Genomic DNA, 15,079 nt, shown 5'->3' with positions numbered 1-15,079 from the left:
CTCGACGAGGAGCGGACGATGACCCCGCGCGCGCCGCCCCCGCCCCCCCCCCCCCCCCCCCGCCCCCCCCCCCCCCCCCCCCGCCCCCCCGAGCTGGCGGCGCTGGCCGCCGCCGCGCCGAGCGTGAAGGCGGTCGTCGCGGGCGACCTGATGCTCGACGAGACGTGGTTCGGGGACGTCTCTCGCGTCGCACCCGAGGCGCCGGTCCCGCTCCTGGCGCTCGCGTCGATGTCCCGCCGCGCCGGTGGGGCCGGGAACGTCGTCGAGAATCTCTCGGCGCTCGGAGCGCGGACGGTGGCGCTCGGCGCCGTGGGTCCCGAGGAGGAAGGGGAGTGGCTCAGCCGCCACCTCGGATCCCTCCCGGGAGGCGAGGGGCGCGTCGTCGTCGACCCGCTCCGGACGACGCCCGTCAAGCGGCGGATGGTGGCCGACGGCCGCCAGCTCCTTCGCGTCGACCAGGAGCTCCCGGCGGTTCTCTCGGCCGCGGCCGAGGAGGAGCTCGTCGCCGCGGGCCTCGCGGCGCTCGCGTCGGCCGACGTCCTGCTCCTCTCCGACTACTCGAAGGGAACCCTCACGCCGCGCGTCATGGCGGCGCTCCTCGGGGAGGCGCGCCGCCTCGGCATTCCCGCGCTCGTCGACCCGAAGGGCAAGGACTATTCCCGCTACCGCGGCGCCACCTGCATCACGCCGAACCGCAAGGAGCTCGAGACGGTGACGGGGGAGAGCGCCCGGGACCTCGGGACGGTCGCGCGGCTCGCGTCGCGCCTGAGGGACGACCTCGGCCTCGACGCGATCCTCGTCAAGCTCTCGGAAGAAGGAATGCTCCTCCTGCCGAAGGGGGGCGAGCCCCTTCGCATCGTGGCGCGTGCACGGGAGGTCTTCGACGTCACCGGCGCCGGCGACACCGTCCTCGCCACGCTCGGCGTCGCGCTCGGCGCGGGGCTCCCTCTCGCCGACGCGGCCGACGTCGCCAACCGTGCCGCCGGCGTCGTCGTCGGCCGGACGGGAACGGCTTCGGTCCGCTGGGCAGACCTCCTCGACGGCCTCACGTCCTCTCCCGCCGAGAAGCTCCTCGAACGGGGCCACGTCGCGGCCGTCGCACAGATGCTCCGGCGCGCGCACAAGCGGGTCGTCTTCACGAACGGCTGCTTCGACCTCCTCCACCCCGGTCACGTCACGCTCCTCGGCGCGGCGAAGAAGCTCGGCGACGTCCTCGTCGTCGGCCTCAACAGCGACGCTTCGGTGAAGCGCCTCAAGGGGCCCGAGCGGCCGATCCTGACGGAGACGGACCGGGCGCAGGTCCTCGGCGGCCTCGACGCCGTCGATTTCGTCGTCCTCTTCGAGGAAGACACGCCCGAGGCGCTCATCGGAGAGATCCGGCCCCAGGTCCTCGTCAAGGGGGGCGACTACACCGAGGAAGGCGTCGTCGGCGCCGCCTTCGTCCGCTCCTACGGCGGCGAGGTCGCGCTCGTCCCGCTCCTTCCCGGCCGCTCGACGACCTCCATGGTGACGAGGATGACGAAGATGAAGGAGACCTCGTGATCGACGCGCACCTTTCGGCCCTCGCGGCGACCGCGCAGGCGGCGCGCGGCTCGATGACGCCCACGCTCGAGGCGGCGTGCGCCGCCGTCGCTGTGGCGATCCGTACGGGAAACAAGGTCCTCGCCTTCGGCAACGGCGGCAGCGCCACGCAGGCGCAGCACTTCGCCGCCGAGCTCGTCGTCCGCTACAAGGAGGACCGGCCTGGCCTCCCGTCGATCGCCCTCACGTGCGACGGGGCGATCCTCACCGCCTGCGCGAACGACTACGCGTACGACTACGTCTTCGCCCGGCAGGTCGAGGCGCTCGGCCGGCCCGGCGACGTCGCGCTCGGCCTCTCCACCTCGGGCACCAGCCCGAACGTCGTCAAGGCGCTCGAGGCCGCCCGCGCGCGAGGCCTGGTCACGATCCTCGTCACCGGCTCCCGCGGCGCCGCCGAGGCCGCAAAGTGGGATCACGGCCTCGTCGTTCCCTCCGCCGAGACCGCCCACGTCCAGGAAGTCACCCTCGCCGTCCTCCACCTCCTCTGCAAGGCGGCGGAGGACGGGGTCAGGTCTTGATTTTCTATTCTACGGCTTGCTCGTAGAGTGTAGTTACGTAGACCAGCCCCCAGGCTCGTGCCTCTAGATCTTGAGGGCGAAGCCTTCCCTCTTCGCGACGTAGACGGCGCAGGAGGCGTCGCCGACGACGTTCGGGACGGTGCGGGCCATGTCGAGGAGGCGGTCGACGCCGATGATGACCGCGATCCCTTCTGCGGGGACCCCGACGGAGGTGAGGACGAGGACGAGGAGCGGGATGGAGCCGCCCGGTACGCCCGCGGCGCCGACCGCCGTGAGGACGGCGAGGAGGATCACGAAGAGCTGCTGCCCGAGCGAGAGGTGGACCCCGAAGACCTGGGCGAGGAAGACGCAGGTGATCCCCTCGAAGAGAGCCGTCCCGTTCATGTTCATGGTGGCGCCGAGCGGGAGGACGAAGCCGGCGATCTGGGGCGGCACGCCCAGGTCGCGCTCGGAGACCTCGATCGTGGTCGGGAGCGTCGCCGCCGAAGAGCTCGTCGAGAAGGCCGTGATCATCACGGGGCGCATCTTCTTCAGGAAGGCCCACGGCGAGACGCCCGCGAAGAACTTCAGGAGGACCGGATAGACGCCCAGGATGAGGAGCGTCAGACCGAACAGGACCGTCCCGACGAAGAACAGGAGTTGCCGGAGGATGTCGAAGCCGAAGCGCGAGGTGACCGAGAAGATGAGGCCGAAGACGCCGAACGGCGCGATCTTCAGGGCCATGCCGATGATGACCACGGTGACGTCGGCGAGCCCCTCGAGGAGCTTCATCCAGAGCCCGTTCTTCTCGGGCGCGAGCTTCGTGACGCCGATGCCGAAGAGGAGGGCGAAGAAGATGACCGGGAGCATGTCGCCCCTCGCCGCGGCGTCGACGGGGTTGCGCGGCACGATGTTGACGAGGAGCGAAGGCCCGAACTCGGCCTTGCCGGCGGACTCCATCTTCGAGGCCGCCTCGCCGCGATAGGTCTCCAGGAGCCTCTCGCGCGTCCCGGCCGGGAGCCCCTCGCCGGGCTTCAGGACGTTGACGAGGACGAGACCGATCGCCACCGAGAACGCGGTGACGGTGAAGAAGTAGCCCATCGTCCGGCCACCCACCCGCCCGAGCCGTTTCAGGTCGCCGAGGCTCGCGACGCCGAGAGCCAGGGAGCTGAAGACGAGCGGGATGACGACCATGAAGAGCATCCGGAGAAAGATCTGCCCGACCGGCACGAAGACCCACCGGTTCGCGGCCTCCACGGCGTCGGGGACGCGCGGCACCAGGTAGAGGTTCGCGCCGATGCCGCAGACCGCGCCGAGGAGGAGGCCGAGGAGGATGCGGTTCGACAGGGCGCCCTCGGAGGGAGCCGTGGAAGGCGTTGCACCGTCGGTGGATGTCATGGCGTGGAAGGATGCCATCCCGGCGAGGCTGGCGGGCCAGTGCTTTTCTGATATCCTCCGCCGTCCGAATGAGCGCGGTGAGAGTAGCTCAGTCGGTAGAGCGCCGGATTGTGGTTCCGGTGGTCGCGGGTTCGATCCCCGTCTCTCACCCCAATTTCACCGCTCTTTCGCATACGCGCCCGTAGCTCAGCCCGGATAGAGCGTTAGACTCCGGATCTAAAGGTCCCGCGTTCGAATCGCGGCGGGCGCACCACCCACGAGATCAGGCCGCCTTCGGGCGGCCTTTTTTCGTCGAGCGGCGGAGGGACCCGGGGACCGACCGTCCGGGCGGCGCCGGAGTGCTACGGGGCGGCCTTGTGCGCGTGGACCTTCGCGAGGAGAGCGGGATCCCACGCTCCCGTGTGGCACTTTCCGCAGAAGGCCGCGCCCGGCTCGACGAGTCCGGCCGCCTTCGCCTTCGCCGGATCCTTCATCACCGCCAGCGACTTGTACTCGCTTCCGGGGCCGTGGCAGCTCTCGCAGTCCAGGGCGGGCTTGCGCCTGGCGTGGCCCGAGTCGGCCCAGGAGGTGTACTGCAGCTTGTGGCAGAGCTTGCACTTCTCGGCCCCGATGCGCGCGAGGCCGGCTTTCCCCGGTGTCACCGCGACTTCGCCGCCCGGGTCGGCGATTCCGGGAGCCGGCCTCGCCGCCGCGGGAGCCGGCGCCGCAGGGGCCGCCTGGGGAGCTGCAGGTGGGGGAGTCGGGGCCGGGGTAGCGGGAGGAGGGGCAGGGGCCGCGGCGGCTTCTGCAGCCTTCGGTGCCTGGCCCGCCGTCGGCGTCCTCGGACCGGTCTCGGCCGGTCTCGGCGGGGCGCTCCGGGGCGGACGCTCCGGCGCGCCGGGCCGCGCGGCGGCCTCCGGGCTTGCCGCCGGCTGGGGCGCAGCGTCGACAGGAGCCGGCTCGGAGGGCGCTGCGACCTGCGGGGCGGCGTCCGCAGCGGCCTCGGAGGGAGGAGGAGCCGTCTCCCGCGCCGGGGGTGGGGCTTCCTCGCGAGCCTTGCACGCGAAGAGAAGGCTGGAGGTGCATGCGAGCAGGACGACCGCGGCCCACGGCTTCCTCATTGCGAAACCTCCTTCGATCCAGGGTGAGCGCACGACGAGCTTAACCCCGGGATCTCGAACGATTCACGGGCGTCGGCCTGCCACGTGATCCGAAACGGCCGGTGGCGCCGGGACAGGCCGTCGGGATGCGCCGGCTCGCCGTCTGCTCTACCATCCGGACGGCCAATGACCATCCCGCTCAGAAAGCCCGCGCCCTTCGTCCTGCTGGCGCTCTTCGTCGTGGCCGCCCTGATGCCTGCGGCGATCGCCGCGTGGGGACGCGACTACTGGCGGCCCGACGAACCCGACTACGCCCAGCACACGCGCGAGATGGTGCAGCGCGGCGACTACGTGGTTCCGTACCAGAACGGCGTCCCCTTCCCCGAGAAGCCGATCCTGACCTACTGGGCGGCCGCCGCGACGACGCCGTTCACCGGGGGCGACCTCACGCCGTTCGGAAGCCGCGTTCCCTCGCTCGTCGGGACGATCCTCCTCGTCCTCGTCGCCGTGAAGGCCGCGGCCTGGCTCGGGGCCCCGCGCGACCGGTGGCTCGCCGGGGCGGCGATCGCCGTCGCGCCGCTCACCTTCTGGCAGGCGCAGTTCCTCCAGATGGACGCCCTCTTCTCGGGGCTCCTCGCCGGGGCTCTCCTGGTCCAGCTCCGGCTCGAGAACGACGACGCGCCGCGGCCCTGGCTGGCGTTCGGCGGGCACGTCCTCCTCGGCCTCGCCGTCCTGACGAAGGGGCCGCTCGCGATCGCGATCTCCGTCCTCGTGGCGGGAGTGTCGGTCGCCGCGACCCGCTCGCTGCGTCCTGTTCGGGTTCTCTACCCCGTGCGTGCCGCGATCGTCGTGGCGCTCGTCGCGGCCCCCTGGTACGTCCTCGCCATCCGCCGCTTCGGGTGGGACTACGCGTACGAGCTCCTCATCCGGCACAACCTCGTGCGGTTCGCCGCGGCCTGGGACCACATCCACCCCTTCTGGTACTACGCGGTCGAGAAGGTCTGGGTCGACTTCTTCCCCTGGACCCTCCCCGCGGTCGTGGCCATCGTCGTCCTCTGGAGGCGGGGAGAGCTCGCCGCGAACCCGCGTCTCGCGTCGGTGCTCCGGGCCGTCGGAGCCGTCTTCGTCCTCCTCTCCATCTCGCGATCGAAGCAGGGCAAGTACCTCCTCTTCCTCTACCCGTTCGTCGCCGCCGTCCTCGCGCTCTTCGTGGCGCGCATGAGAGGCGGAGGACGATGCGGCGCATCGGGCCCGGCGGGCCGTGCGGGCAATCCTGGCGGTCCTCGCGATCGTTCTCGTCCTGGCGGCCGCCGCCCCTCTACCCGGTCGCGGCGAGGAAGGTGCCCTCCGACGCGCACCTCGTCCCGTGGATCGCCGTACCGCTCGGCCTCGGAGCCGTCGTGGCGCTCGTCGTCCTCGCCCGGCGGCGGCGGGAGATCGCGGGGGCGGCGTTCGCGCTCGCCGCCGGGCTCTGGCTCGCGGAGGCGGCGCTCGGGGCGAAGGGCTTCCCTGCCTTGAACGTACGCAAGACCGCCCGTCCGCTCTACGAGAGGCTGCGCCCGCACGTGTCGGCCGGCGAGCCCCTGGCCTACGCGAGCAACCGGTTCCGGTGCTACGCCCTCGTCGTCCTCGACCGCAGGGTCGAGTGGGTGAAGACGCCCGAGGCCCTCCTGGCGTGGCTCGGGAAGAACCCGGGCGGCTGGGTCGTGACCGGCAAGAGCGAGTTCGACACGTGGCTCGCGGACGAGCCCGCCCTGAGAGCGCTCGCGCTGCGCGACAGCCATCCCGAAGGGAGCGACACCGGTCTCGTCTACAGGCTGCCTCAGCCGGGTGAGTGAGGTCCGGCCCGGCGTGACGGCTGCCGGATCGAGCAGGTCTATCCTCCCGGAATGACCCGAGAGCAGCCCTCGTCCCTCCGCCTCCTCGCCCTCCACGCGTTTCCTCTCGACGGCCGCATGTGGGGCCTCGTGAAGGCGGCCGCCGCGGCGGGCCAGCTCGGGGCGGGTGTCGCCGTGACGGCGCCCGACTTCCGTGGTCGAGGCGGTTCGGGCCGAACGGCCGAACCCGTTCACGCGATGTCCCTTCTCGCCCGGGACGTCCTCGAAGGGCTGCCCGGCGACGAGCCGTTCGTCGTGATGGGGCTCTCGATGGGGGGCTACGTCGCGCTCGAGCTCCTCGCGCGGCTCGACGCCAGCCTGCGTGCGCGGCTGCGGGGGCTCGTCCTCTGCGACTCGCGTGCAAACGCCGACGACGACGCCGGGAAGGCGAAGCGCGCGGACTCGGCCGCCGCGATCGAGAAGGACGGCATGGAGCCCCTCCTTTCGAAGATGCTCCCGCAGTTCCTCGTCCCCGAGTCGCGCGGGGGCGCGCTCGAGCAGCTGGTCCGGACCATGTTCCTCGCGACGCCGCCGGCGACGGCGGCCGCGGACCAGCGGGGGATGGCCGGAAGGGTCGACCGTTTCGACGTCCTCAGGACGCTGGCCGTTCCGTTCCTGGCTGCCGTCGGCGACGACGACGAGCTGACGCCGCCGTCGGCCTCCGAGCAGATGGTGGATGCTGCGGTGAACGCGCCGTGGGTCGAGCTCCTGACGCTGCCGGGAGCCCACCTGGCCCCGCTCGAGCACCCCGAGGAGTTCCTCCCGAAGCTGCGCGCCTTCCTCGATCGCTGCCGCGGCTGGATCCGTGCCGGCGGGCCGGAAGGCAGGAGTGCCCGCCTATGATCCGCGCGTGTTTCGAAGGACGACGGCCCTCGGCCTCCTCGCGGTCGTGCTCCTCGCAGCGGGCGTCGCGGAGGGGCTGGAGCCCGGCAAGCGCCTTTCCCAGTACGGCCTCGACGTCTGGCAGCAGGAACAGGGGCTGCCGCAGAACACGGTCCAGGCGGTCCTGCGCGGCCGGGACGGCTATCTCTGGGTCGGCACCCAGGAGGGGCTCGTCCGGTTCGACGGGGCGCGCTTCACGACCTACGACCGGCGCAACACGCCCGAGCTGAAGCACAACTCGATCATCTCCCTCGCCGAGGGGCCCGACGGGACGCTCTGGGCGGGCACGAACGGCGGCGGGATCCTCTGCCGCCGCCGCGACGGAACGTTCGCGTCGATCGGCAGCGCCGAGGGCCTCGGCAGCCTCGTCGTCTGGTCGATCGTGTTCGACGCGGCGGGGGACGCCTGGATCGGCGGAGACGGGAACGGAGTCCAACGGCTCTCGGGCGGCCGGGTCGTGCAGCGGATCGGGATTGGAGAGGGCCTTCCGATCGGGCACGTACGGGTGCTCGCGTTCGATCCGTCCGGTGCCCTCTGGGTCAGGACGACGGGCAAGGGGGCGGCGGTCGTTCGGAGCGGACGCGTCGAGCGGGTCGTCGGCGAGGAGGTCCTCGGATCGGGCCTGGTCCGGGCCTGGCGCCCGACACGGACGGCGGCGTCTGGGTCGCCACGTCCGGAGGGGGCCTCACCCTCGTCAAGGGCGACGTCGACGCCGTACCGGGAGAGGACCGGCTTTCCCTCCAACCAGGTCACCTCGGTCCACGTCGACGCGGGAGGAACGGTCTGGTTCGGGACGTGGGGGTGCCGGGGTCGGCCGGCTGAAGGACGGCGTCGCGGAAGTCATCAGGACGCGCGAGGGCCTCTCGAACGACCAGGTCTGGGCCGTCACCACGGACGACGAGGGAGCCTCTGGATCGGCACGTGGGTCGGCGGCCTCAACCGGCTCCGCGACGGGAAATTCCTGACCTACACGACGCGCGAGGGGCTGACGAACGACAACGTGCGCGCGCTCTGCGAGGGGCGCGACGGCTCGGTCTGGATCGCCACCGCGGGGGAGGCCTGAACCGGCTGAAGGAGGGCCGTGTCACCTCGTTTCGGAGGCCGACGGCCTGCCGAGCGACCACGTCTCGGCGCTCATGGAGGACCGGAACGGGACCCTCTGGGTCGGGACGAACCTGGGAGGGGCCGCGCGGTTCGCGGGCGGGCGCTTCACGCTCCTCAGTCCCGCAGAGGGCCTCCCGCACCACGACGTGCGAGCGTTCCTCGAGGACCGCGGCAGGAACGTCTGGATCGCGACGATCGGAGGAGGGCTGACGCGCGTGGCCCCGAACGGCAGCCTGAGATATTCACCGTCGCCGACGGGCTTCCGACGGGGCGCTTCGTCGCGATCGCCGAGGGAACGACGGCGCGATCTGGCTCGCCTCGTCCGGGGGCGGCGTGACGCGGCTGGCCGAGGACGGGGTCAGGTCTTCACGACGGAGAACGGGCTCTCGAGCAACCGCGTCATCGCGCTGAGGGCCGAACCGGACGGAACCGTCTGGGCCGGCACCTCAGGCGGCGGCCTGAACCGCATCCGCGGCGGGAAAGGTCGCGCAGGTCTGACGCGCGACGGGCTCTTCGACGACCTCGTCAGGTGATCCTCGACGACGGGAAGGGCTCCTTCTGGATGACCTGCAACAAGGGGGTCTTCCGGGTGTCCCGCGAGGAGCTCGACGCCGTGGCCGACGGCCGGGCCGTGAGCCTGCGGTCCGTGGCCTTCCGGGACATCCGACGGGATGCGCAACGCGAGCGCGGCGGGCGGCCAGCAGCCCGCGGGCTTCGTGGGCGCGGACGGGCGTCTCTGGTTCCCGACGTTCCGGGGCGTCGCCGTCCTTGACCCGGCGCGGATTCGGGCCTCGGGCCGCACCCGCGGGTCGCGATCGAGGACGTCTTCGTCGACGGTCGTCCGGCCGACCTCCGCTCTCCCCTCGTCCTTCCGCCCGGCACCGGGCGGGTCGAGATCCACTACACCGCCCTCACGCTCGTCTCTCCCGACAGGGTCCGCTTCCGCATCCGGCTCGACGGGCTCGAGAACCTGGCGGTCGACGTCGGGACGCGCCGTGTCGCCTACTACACGAACCTGCCGAGCGGCAGCTTCGTCTTTCGTGTCTCGGCGGCCGACGCGGCGGGCGAAGTGGGGCGAGCGTGACGGCGCTCTCTTTCCGGAAGGCCGCGCGCGTGTGGGAGACGTGGTGGTTCTGGGTCGCGCTGGCCGTCCTCGCGACGGCCGCGGCGTGGGAGTCGTGCGGTGGCGCGTGGCGCGGCACCGCGCGCAGGAGTCCCGGCTGCTCGTCCTCGTGGAGCAGCGGACCCGCAGCCTCTCCGAGGAGAAGGTTCGGGCCGAGGAGGCGCTCGCGAAGGCCGAGGAGGCGAGGGCCGATGCCGAGCGGCACCGCGAGGTCGCCGAGCGCGCCACCGCCGAGGCCGAGGAGGCGAGCCGGACGAAGAGCCGTTTTCTGGCGAACGTCTCGCACGAGCTGCGGACGCCGCTGAACGCGATCATCGGCTACTCGGAGATGCTCTCGGAGGAGGCGTCGGAGGAAGGCTCGGCCGGCCCTCGCGAGGGACCTCGAGCGCGTCCGCACCGCGGCCTCCACCAGCTCGAGCTCGTCAGCTCGGTTCTCGACCTGCCCAAGGTCGAGGCGGGGCGCCTCGACCTCGAGCTCGCGACCTTCCCACTGGCTCTCCTCGTCGAGGAGACGACCGCGATCGTCAGGCCGCTCCTGGCGAAGAACCGCAACGCGCTGGTCGTCCGGTGCCCCGCGGAGAGGACACGATGACGTCGGACCCGCGGAAGGTGCGCCAGTGCCTCTTCAACCTCCTTTCCAACGCCTGCCGGTTCACGCAGGACGGGACGGTCGAGCTGGAGGTCCGCCGGTTCGTCGACGAAGGGCCGGTCGTGGGTCTCGTTCCGCGTCACGGACACCGGGTCGGCATTCACCCGGACGAGCTCGCGAACATCTTCGAGCCCTTCTCGCAGGCCGACCTCTCGACGGCGCGGCGGGAGGGCGGCACAGGCCTCGGTCTCGCCATCACCCGGCAGCTCTGCGAGCTGATGGGGGGGCGGGTCACCGTGGAGAGTGATCCCGGAACCGGCTCGACGTTCGAGATCCGTCTTCCGGCGGACGTGCCCGCCTGAGGCGCCGCTTCAGGGGGCCGCGGAGAGCGTGACGGCGACGCGCCGGGCCTCGCCGTCGCGCTGGACGAGCAGGACGAGCGTCTCCCCGGGTTTCCTCTCCTCGAGGGCGGTGATCAGGTCGTCGGCCGACCTGACCTCCCCGCTGCCCGCCCGGGTCACGATGTCGCCGAGGACGAGCGCTCCGGTCTCGTCGCGCGTCGTCCCGCGCAGCCCTGCCCGCTGCGGCGCCCGTCCCGGCGCCACCGACAGGACGAGCGCGCCCTCGATGCCGAGACGGGCGGCGACGGCGTCGTCGGCCAGCGTGACGCCGAGCTGCGGGCGGATGACGCGCCCGTGCTGGATCAGCTGCGGGACGATCTGGTTCACGGTATCGACCGGGACCGCGAGCCGATGCCGGCGCTCGACCCGCTCGTCGACGCGATAGCCGTGTTCACGCCGATGAGGCGGCCCGCGCTGTCGAGCAGCGGTCCCCGGAGTTCCCGGGTTGATGGCGGCGTCGGTCTGGATGACGCCCTCGATCTGCCGTCCCGTCACCGACTCCGATCGATCGCCCGAGGGCGCTCACGACACCGGTCGAGAGCGACTGGTCGAGGCCGAACGGGTTGCCGATGGCGAAGACCTTCTGCCCGACGAGGAGGTCTTTCGAGGTGCCGACGAGGATCGGCGTGAGCACCTTGCCGGTCGGGAAGACGCGCAGTACGGCGAGGTCGCGGTCGGGAGCGGCTCCAACGAACGAGAAGCCATCAGGTCGAGCCGTCGGAGAGGGTCACGCGGGCGGAGAGGCCCCTGGATGACGTGGAAGTTCGTGACGACGTGGCCGGCCGCGTCCCAGACGAAGCCCGAACCTTCGCCCCGGGAATCTCGGCCATCCGGAAGAGGCCGGCCCGGCTGCGGGCGAGGCTCGTGATGAAGACGACCGAGGGCTCGCCTCGCGAAAGAGGGCGATCGTCGCCTTCTCGTCCGCTGCGAGGTCGCCCCGCGCCGTCACCGGTCTCGGCTCGGGCTCCGGAGCGGCGTGCTGCGGGCGGCGGCAGGAAGGGGAGAAGCACCGAGAAGAGCAGGGTGAGGCCGTCCGCCGGGAGGGCCGGGGCCATCGGGAGCGCCCTGTCGTCGTGGTCCATCGGAGCCTCGGCTGGCGAGTATAGGGCGCGCTCCGTCACCGTGACGCCAGAGTAAGATCGACGGAGATCTCGAAGTGTGCCCCTGCGAGGGCGATGGAGCATCTCTGGAAGGCCGATGAACGCGGAAGCCTCACGTCCTCTTGCGCCCGGTACCCTCGTGGGCCGGTACCGGATCCTCTCCTCCGTCGGGAGTGGTGCGATGGGAGAGGTCTACCGCGCGGAGGACACGTCGCTCGGCCGGATCGTGGCGCTGAAGACCCTGCCCGGAGACCTCGTCGGCACGCCCGACCGGCGCGCGCGGTTCGAGAACGAGGGCGGATCATGGCCTCCTCTCGCACCCCAACCTCGTCCACGTCTACGACGTCGGCGAGCACGAGCGGGTCCCGTATCTCGTCCAGGAGTTCGTCGGAGGCCGAGACGCTCGAGGACGATGCTCCTCTCGGGCCCGGTCGCCGCCCCCAGGGCGGCGCGCTGGATCGCACAGGCCGCGGAGGGACTGGTCGCCGCCCACGGGCGGGGGTCCTCCCACCGCGACATCCGTCGAACCTGATGGTTGGCCGGGACGGAAAGAATCCGCGTTCTCGACTTCGGCCTCGCGAAAGTCAGTCCGTACCGGAGGACCGGCGACGGAGCCAGCCGTCGCTCACGACCGACAGGATCTCGTCGTCGGCACGGCGCAGTACATGTCCCCGAGCAGGCGAGCGGGAAGAAGGTCGACGCGCGCAGCGACATCTTTCTCCCTCGGCATCGTCTTCTACGAGCTCCTGGCCGGGAAAGCTCCCCTTCGAAGGGGCAGCGGTCGACGTCATGTACGCCATCCTCCACCTCAGGCACCCGCCGATTCAAAGCTTCAGAAGCGGCGTCGTCGAGGTTCGCCGAAGTCGCGGACCGGGCCCTCACGGGGGTTAGCCCAGCTTGATTCGCCTCGATGCGCGAGATAGCCGCCGCGATCGAGGCGGTGCTGGCACCACCAGGGGCTGGGAGCTCGGCGCAGCCGCACCCGCCCGCACCGCGTACCCGCGCGGTTCCCGACGATGTCAGCGCCCCCTCGAGCGTTGCCGGCCCCGGAAGCCATGAACGGCGGGACTCGCTCTTCGCCGTGGGGGCGTGCCTCCTCGCACGGCCGTCGCCGGTGCGTCGTTCCTCCTGGTTTCGGTCGGGGCGGGGGCCAGGTCTTCCAGGGAGGGCCGCCCCTCCAGACCGAAGTCCAGCTGACCTCATCCGCCGGCCTCGACGTCTTTCCCGCCTTCTCGCCCGACGGCAGAGCCCTGGCCTACGCGTCCGACCGGTCGGACGGATTCGGGAATCTACCGCCGGCCCCTGGCATCGGGAAGCCGTGAGATCAGCTCACGACGGCCGGCCGGCAGAACCTCACTCCCGGCTTCCGGTCGCCCGACGGCGAGACGATCCCCTACCACGTCCCGAGCGTCGGCGGCGTGTGGCTCGTGCCGCCCTCGGTGGCGTGCCGCGCCCGTGACGACGTTCGGCTCGCGTCCCTCGTTCTCGCCCGACGGCAAGGCCCTCGTCTTCGGAGTCAGGGTCGGTGGGGTCGACTTCGCGGCGAACTCGCTCGGCGCGCTCCCCCTCCGTCCTCCTGGATCGGCCCCCCTCGACGGTTCGCCGCCGCGCCTTGCCCTGACGCAGGTGGGGCGCCCGAGCGGCAGGCACGGCGCAGCAGCCTGGTCGCCCGACGGCAAGCTGGATCCGCCCTTCGCCAGCTACAACCGCACGTCCTCCGAGATCTGGGCCCGTCGGCGTGGACGGCTCAGGGGCCGGCGAAGGTGACGAAAGACGGGCGAATGCTACGACCCGGTATACCGGGGGCTGACGGCGGCGCCGTCCTCTTCCCGTGCTGGTCGGAAAACTGGAGCGTCAGGTCTACCGGCGCAGGTCGCGACACAGACAGGGGAAGGCCCTCCGCGCTCCGGAGGAGATCGCGACGTTCGGTGTCGCGGGGCTCGGCTGGGTCAAGCAGCTGGCGGTCTCGCGCGACGGCACCCAAGCTCGCCTACGCCAGCCTCGCGATGGCCAGCAACATCCCCAAATTGCCTCGACGCGCGGGGAGAGGCGCGGCCCAGGATCGGCCGTGACGCGCGAGACAGGGCGGAACTCCCCGTCAGCCGTCTCGAACGACGGCAAGCAGATCGCGCTCTCCCGGCGCTGGAGGCCCGGCGCGAACCAGGACATCTGGATCGTCAGCGCCGACGGCGGAGACGGCGTTCAGACGACCGATCCCTCCGACGACGACTACCCGCACTGGTTCGGCGGAGACCGCCGGCTCGGGTTCATGTCGCTCCGGCGCGGCCACCGCGCCTTCTTCTCCCTCGACCTCGCGACGGGGCGGCGGGAGGACGTGGTCGCCGACACCGGCCGGGGCACGACGCGATGCGCATCTCGCCGGACGGCACGAAGGTCGCGTTCCACTCCAGCCGCGGAGGACGACGCTGAACGTCTGGGTCGCCGAGCTCCCGGCGGGACGCCGCGGCAGATCACCTCCGACACCGAGCTCGCCGCGTTCCCGTGCTGGGCTCCCGACGGCACGACGCTCGCCTTCGAGGCCAAGCGCGAAGAGGACGTCCACGTCTTCACGGTTCCCGCCACCGGCGAGACGCCAGTCCAGCTGACCCGCGGGCCGGGGCAGAGCTGGCCCTACTCGTTCTCGCCGGACGGCTCGAAGATCGCCTTCGCCGGCCTGCGCGACGGCATCTGGAACGTGGGATGGGTCTCCCGCGACGGGAAGACGGATCGCACGCAAACGGCGAATCGCCGCCTCAATACCTACACGTCCGCTTCACCGCCTGGTCGCCGACCGGCGACGCCATCTACTACAGGCTCGCCGAGACGACCGGGAACATATGGCTCGTCGAGATGTCACGTCGAAGGGCGGCCAGGAGAAGAGGCCGGAGGCAAGCCGTGAGCAGAGACGATCGCCACGCGGATCATCCGGGAGATCCCGAGCCACCGGGTCTACGAGACGTGATGGTCTTCGCGTTCCTCGACATCGCGCCCTCGCGCCAGGTCACACGCTCGTCGTCCCGCAGGAGCCGGCGGCCACGCTCGACGCGCTTTCCGAGGAGTCGGCGGCGGCCATAGAACAGGTCCTTCCGCGCATCGCCCGCGCCGTGATGGCCGCGACCGGCACGCGCGCGACTGCAACGTCCTCCCAGAACAACGGCGCCTGCACAGGGCAGTGCCGCACGTCCACTTACGTCATCCCGAGGCCCGACGCCAGGCACAGGCTCGGCATCGACTGGCCGAGCGGCCCGGCTCGACGCGGACGAGGGAAGCGGATGGCCACCGCGGATGGCCGCCCGGCTGGCGGAAGGCTGACGGCGGCGACCGGTCAGGGCGCAGGGGCCTCGGCGAGCCGCCGCACGACGTCGCGGGCGAGGCCGCCGAGACCTCGTCGTAGACTACGTCGAGGACCTCCGTCTGGGTCGGGGCTCGCCCGCCGGCTCGTCGGAAG

General features: G+C 71.7%; 16 protein-coding genes, 2 tRNA genes and 1 pseudogene. 16 read left to right on the top strand and 3 right to left on the bottom strand.

Features of this window, described 5'->3' with window-relative positions; genetic code table 11:
• The first annotated feature begins 18 nt into the window (after positions 1 to 18).
• On the top strand, positions 19 to 1,542 hold the full coding sequence (gene rfaE2, locus IPN03_17385; GenBank protein MBK9375436.1) for a D-glycero-beta-D-manno-heptose 1-phosphate adenylyltransferase: 1,524 nt from the start codon (positions 19 to 21) through the stop codon (positions 1,540 to 1,542).
• Positions 1,543 to 1,595: 53 nt separating this feature from the next.
• Positions 1,596 to 2,099: an SIS domain-containing protein gene (locus tag IPN03_17380; protein ID MBK9375435.1), complete on the top strand. Its 504-nt coding sequence runs from the start codon at positions 1,596 to 1,598 to the stop codon at positions 2,097 to 2,099.
• Between the two features lie 63 nt (positions 2,100 to 2,162).
• Here the strand turns inward: IPN03_17380 and IPN03_17375 are convergent, their stop codons facing one another.
• Positions 2,163 to 3,476 (bottom strand): dicarboxylate/amino acid:cation symporter, encoded by a 1,314-nt coding sequence (locus tag IPN03_17375; protein ID MBK9375434.1) that lies wholly within the window; start codon positions 3,474 to 3,476, stop codon positions 2,163 to 2,165.
• A gap of 77 nt (positions 3,477 to 3,553) precedes the next feature.
• Here IPN03_17375 and IPN03_17370 point away from each other — a divergent pair.
• Together IPN03_17370 and IPN03_17365 are read left to right on the top strand one after the other, a co-directional pair.
• Positions 3,554 to 3,629, top strand: a tRNA-His gene (locus IPN03_17370).
• 22 nt (positions 3,630 to 3,651) lie between these two features.
• Positions 3,652 to 3,729: transfer RNA gene (locus tag IPN03_17365), tRNA-Arg, on the top strand.
• 88 nt (positions 3,730 to 3,817) lie between these two features.
• Here IPN03_17365 and IPN03_17360 read toward each other — a convergent pair.
• Positions 3,818 to 4,576 carry a hypothetical protein gene (locus tag IPN03_17360; protein ID MBK9375433.1) on the bottom strand — a complete coding sequence of 253 codons (759 nt, stop codon included), beginning with the start codon at positions 4,574 to 4,576 and terminating at the stop codon, positions 3,818 to 3,820.
• 165 nt (positions 4,577 to 4,741) lie between these two features.
• On the opposite strand from IPN03_17360, the gene IPN03_17355 reads away from it, so the two are divergent.
• From IPN03_17355 to IPN03_17315, 9 genes are all read left to right on the top strand, one after another.
• Positions 4,742 to 6,073, top strand: coding sequence for a hypothetical protein (locus tag IPN03_17355; protein MBK9375432.1), 1,332 nt, complete (start codon positions 4,742 to 4,744; stop codon positions 6,071 to 6,073).
• Complete coding sequence (locus IPN03_17350) at positions 6,070 to 6,393, top strand: hypothetical protein (GenBank protein MBK9375431.1); 324 nt, start codon at positions 6,070 to 6,072, stop codon at positions 6,391 to 6,393. The genes IPN03_17355 and IPN03_17350 overlap by 4 nt, the downstream gene beginning before the upstream one ends.
• 51 nt (positions 6,394 to 6,444) lie before the next feature.
• Positions 6,445 to 7,275 (top strand): alpha/beta fold hydrolase, encoded by an 831-nt coding sequence (locus tag IPN03_17345; GenBank protein MBK9375430.1) that lies wholly within the window; start codon positions 6,445 to 6,447, stop codon positions 7,273 to 7,275.
• Between the two features lie 7 nt (positions 7,276 to 7,282).
• Complete coding sequence (locus IPN03_17340) at positions 7,283 to 8,377, top strand: hypothetical protein (protein ID MBK9375429.1); 1,095 nt, start codon at positions 7,283 to 7,285, stop codon at positions 8,375 to 8,377.
• Positions 8,378 to 8,450: 73 nt separating this feature from the next.
• A complete protein-coding gene (locus IPN03_17335) occupies positions 8,451 to 8,951 on the top strand; it encodes a hypothetical protein (protein ID MBK9375428.1) in 501 nt (166 codons plus the stop codon).
• Positions 8,948 to 9,190, top strand: a complete 243-nt coding sequence (locus IPN03_17330) for a hypothetical protein (protein ID MBK9375427.1) — start codon at positions 8,948 to 8,950, stop codon at positions 9,188 to 9,190. Before IPN03_17335 ends, IPN03_17330 begins: the two co-directional genes overlap by 4 nt.
• A 42-nt stretch (positions 9,191 to 9,232) precedes the next feature.
• Entirely contained in the window at positions 9,233 to 9,502 is a 270-nt protein-coding gene (locus IPN03_17325) for a hypothetical protein (GenBank protein MBK9375426.1), read from the top strand.
• A complete protein-coding gene (locus tag IPN03_17320; protein MBK9375425.1) occupies positions 9,414 to 10,133 on the top strand; it encodes a hypothetical protein in 720 nt (239 codons plus the stop codon). The genes IPN03_17325 and IPN03_17320 overlap by 89 nt, the downstream gene beginning before the upstream one ends.
• A complete protein-coding gene (locus IPN03_17315; protein MBK9375424.1) occupies positions 10,130 to 10,492 on the top strand; it encodes a hypothetical protein in 363 nt (120 codons plus the stop codon). Before IPN03_17320 ends, IPN03_17315 begins: the two co-directional genes overlap by 4 nt.
• 9 nt (positions 10,493 to 10,501) lie before the next feature.
• On the opposite strand, the pseudogene IPN03_17310 reads toward IPN03_17315, so the two are convergent.
• Positions 10,502 to 11,613: pseudogene (locus IPN03_17310) on the bottom strand (trypsin-like peptidase domain-containing protein).
• A 1,073-nt stretch (positions 11,614 to 12,686) separates the two neighbouring features.
• Here IPN03_17310 and IPN03_17305 point away from each other — a divergent pair.
• The 3 genes from IPN03_17305 (at position 12,687) to IPN03_17295 (ending at position 14,530) form a co-directional block, all read left to right on the top strand.
• Positions 12,687 to 12,953 carry a PD40 domain-containing protein gene (locus IPN03_17305; protein MBK9375423.1) on the top strand — a complete coding sequence of 89 codons (267 nt, stop codon included), beginning with the start codon at positions 12,687 to 12,689 and terminating at the stop codon, positions 12,951 to 12,953.
• A gap of 133 nt (positions 12,954 to 13,086) precedes the next feature.
• Positions 13,087 to 13,398 carry a PD40 domain-containing protein gene (locus IPN03_17300; GenBank protein MBK9375422.1) on the top strand — a complete coding sequence of 104 codons (312 nt, stop codon included), beginning with the start codon at positions 13,087 to 13,089 and terminating at the stop codon, positions 13,396 to 13,398.
• 301 nt (positions 13,399 to 13,699) lie between these two features.
• Entirely contained in the window at positions 13,700 to 14,530 is an 831-nt protein-coding gene (locus IPN03_17295; GenBank protein MBK9375421.1) for a PD40 domain-containing protein, read from the top strand.
• Positions 14,531 to 15,079 lie beyond the last annotated feature (549 nt).

This window comes from Holophagales bacterium (assembly GCA_016719485.1).
In the GTDB taxonomy this organism is placed as follows: domain Bacteria; phylum Acidobacteriota; class Thermoanaerobaculia; order UBA5066; family UBA5066; genus UBA5066.
Note: the sequence above shows the minus strand (reverse complement) of the source record. Positions and strands in the feature narration are given on the sequence as shown.

Coding starts and splice junctions, on each gene's coding strand:
- rfaE2 (MBK9375436.1), top strand. CDS start 19: ATGACCCCGCGCGCGCCGCCCCCGCCCCCCCCCCCCCCCCCCCGCCCC.
- IPN03_17380 (MBK9375435.1), top strand. CDS start 1,596: ATGACGCCCACGCTCGAGGCGGCGTGCGCCGCCGTCGCTGTGGCGATC.
- IPN03_17375 (MBK9375434.1), bottom strand. CDS start 3,476: ATGACATCCACCGACGGTGCAACGCCTTCCACGGCTCCCTCCGAGGGC.
- IPN03_17360 (MBK9375433.1), bottom strand. CDS start 4,576: ATGAGGAAGCCGTGGGCCGCGGTCGTCCTGCTCGCATGCACCTCCAGC.
- IPN03_17355 (MBK9375432.1), top strand. CDS start 4,742: ATGACCATCCCGCTCAGAAAGCCCGCGCCCTTCGTCCTGCTGGCGCTC.
- IPN03_17345 (MBK9375430.1), top strand. CDS start 6,445: ATGACCCGAGAGCAGCCCTCGTCCCTCCGCCTCCTCGCCCTCCACGCG.
- IPN03_17335 (MBK9375428.1), top strand. CDS start 8,451: ATGGAGGACCGGAACGGGACCCTCTGGGTCGGGACGAACCTGGGAGGG.
- IPN03_17315 (MBK9375424.1), top strand. CDS start 10,130: ATGACGTCGGACCCGCGGAAGGTGCGCCAGTGCCTCTTCAACCTCCTT.
- IPN03_17305 (MBK9375423.1), top strand. CDS start 12,687: ATGAACGGCGGGACTCGCTCTTCGCCGTGGGGGCGTGCCTCCTCGCAC.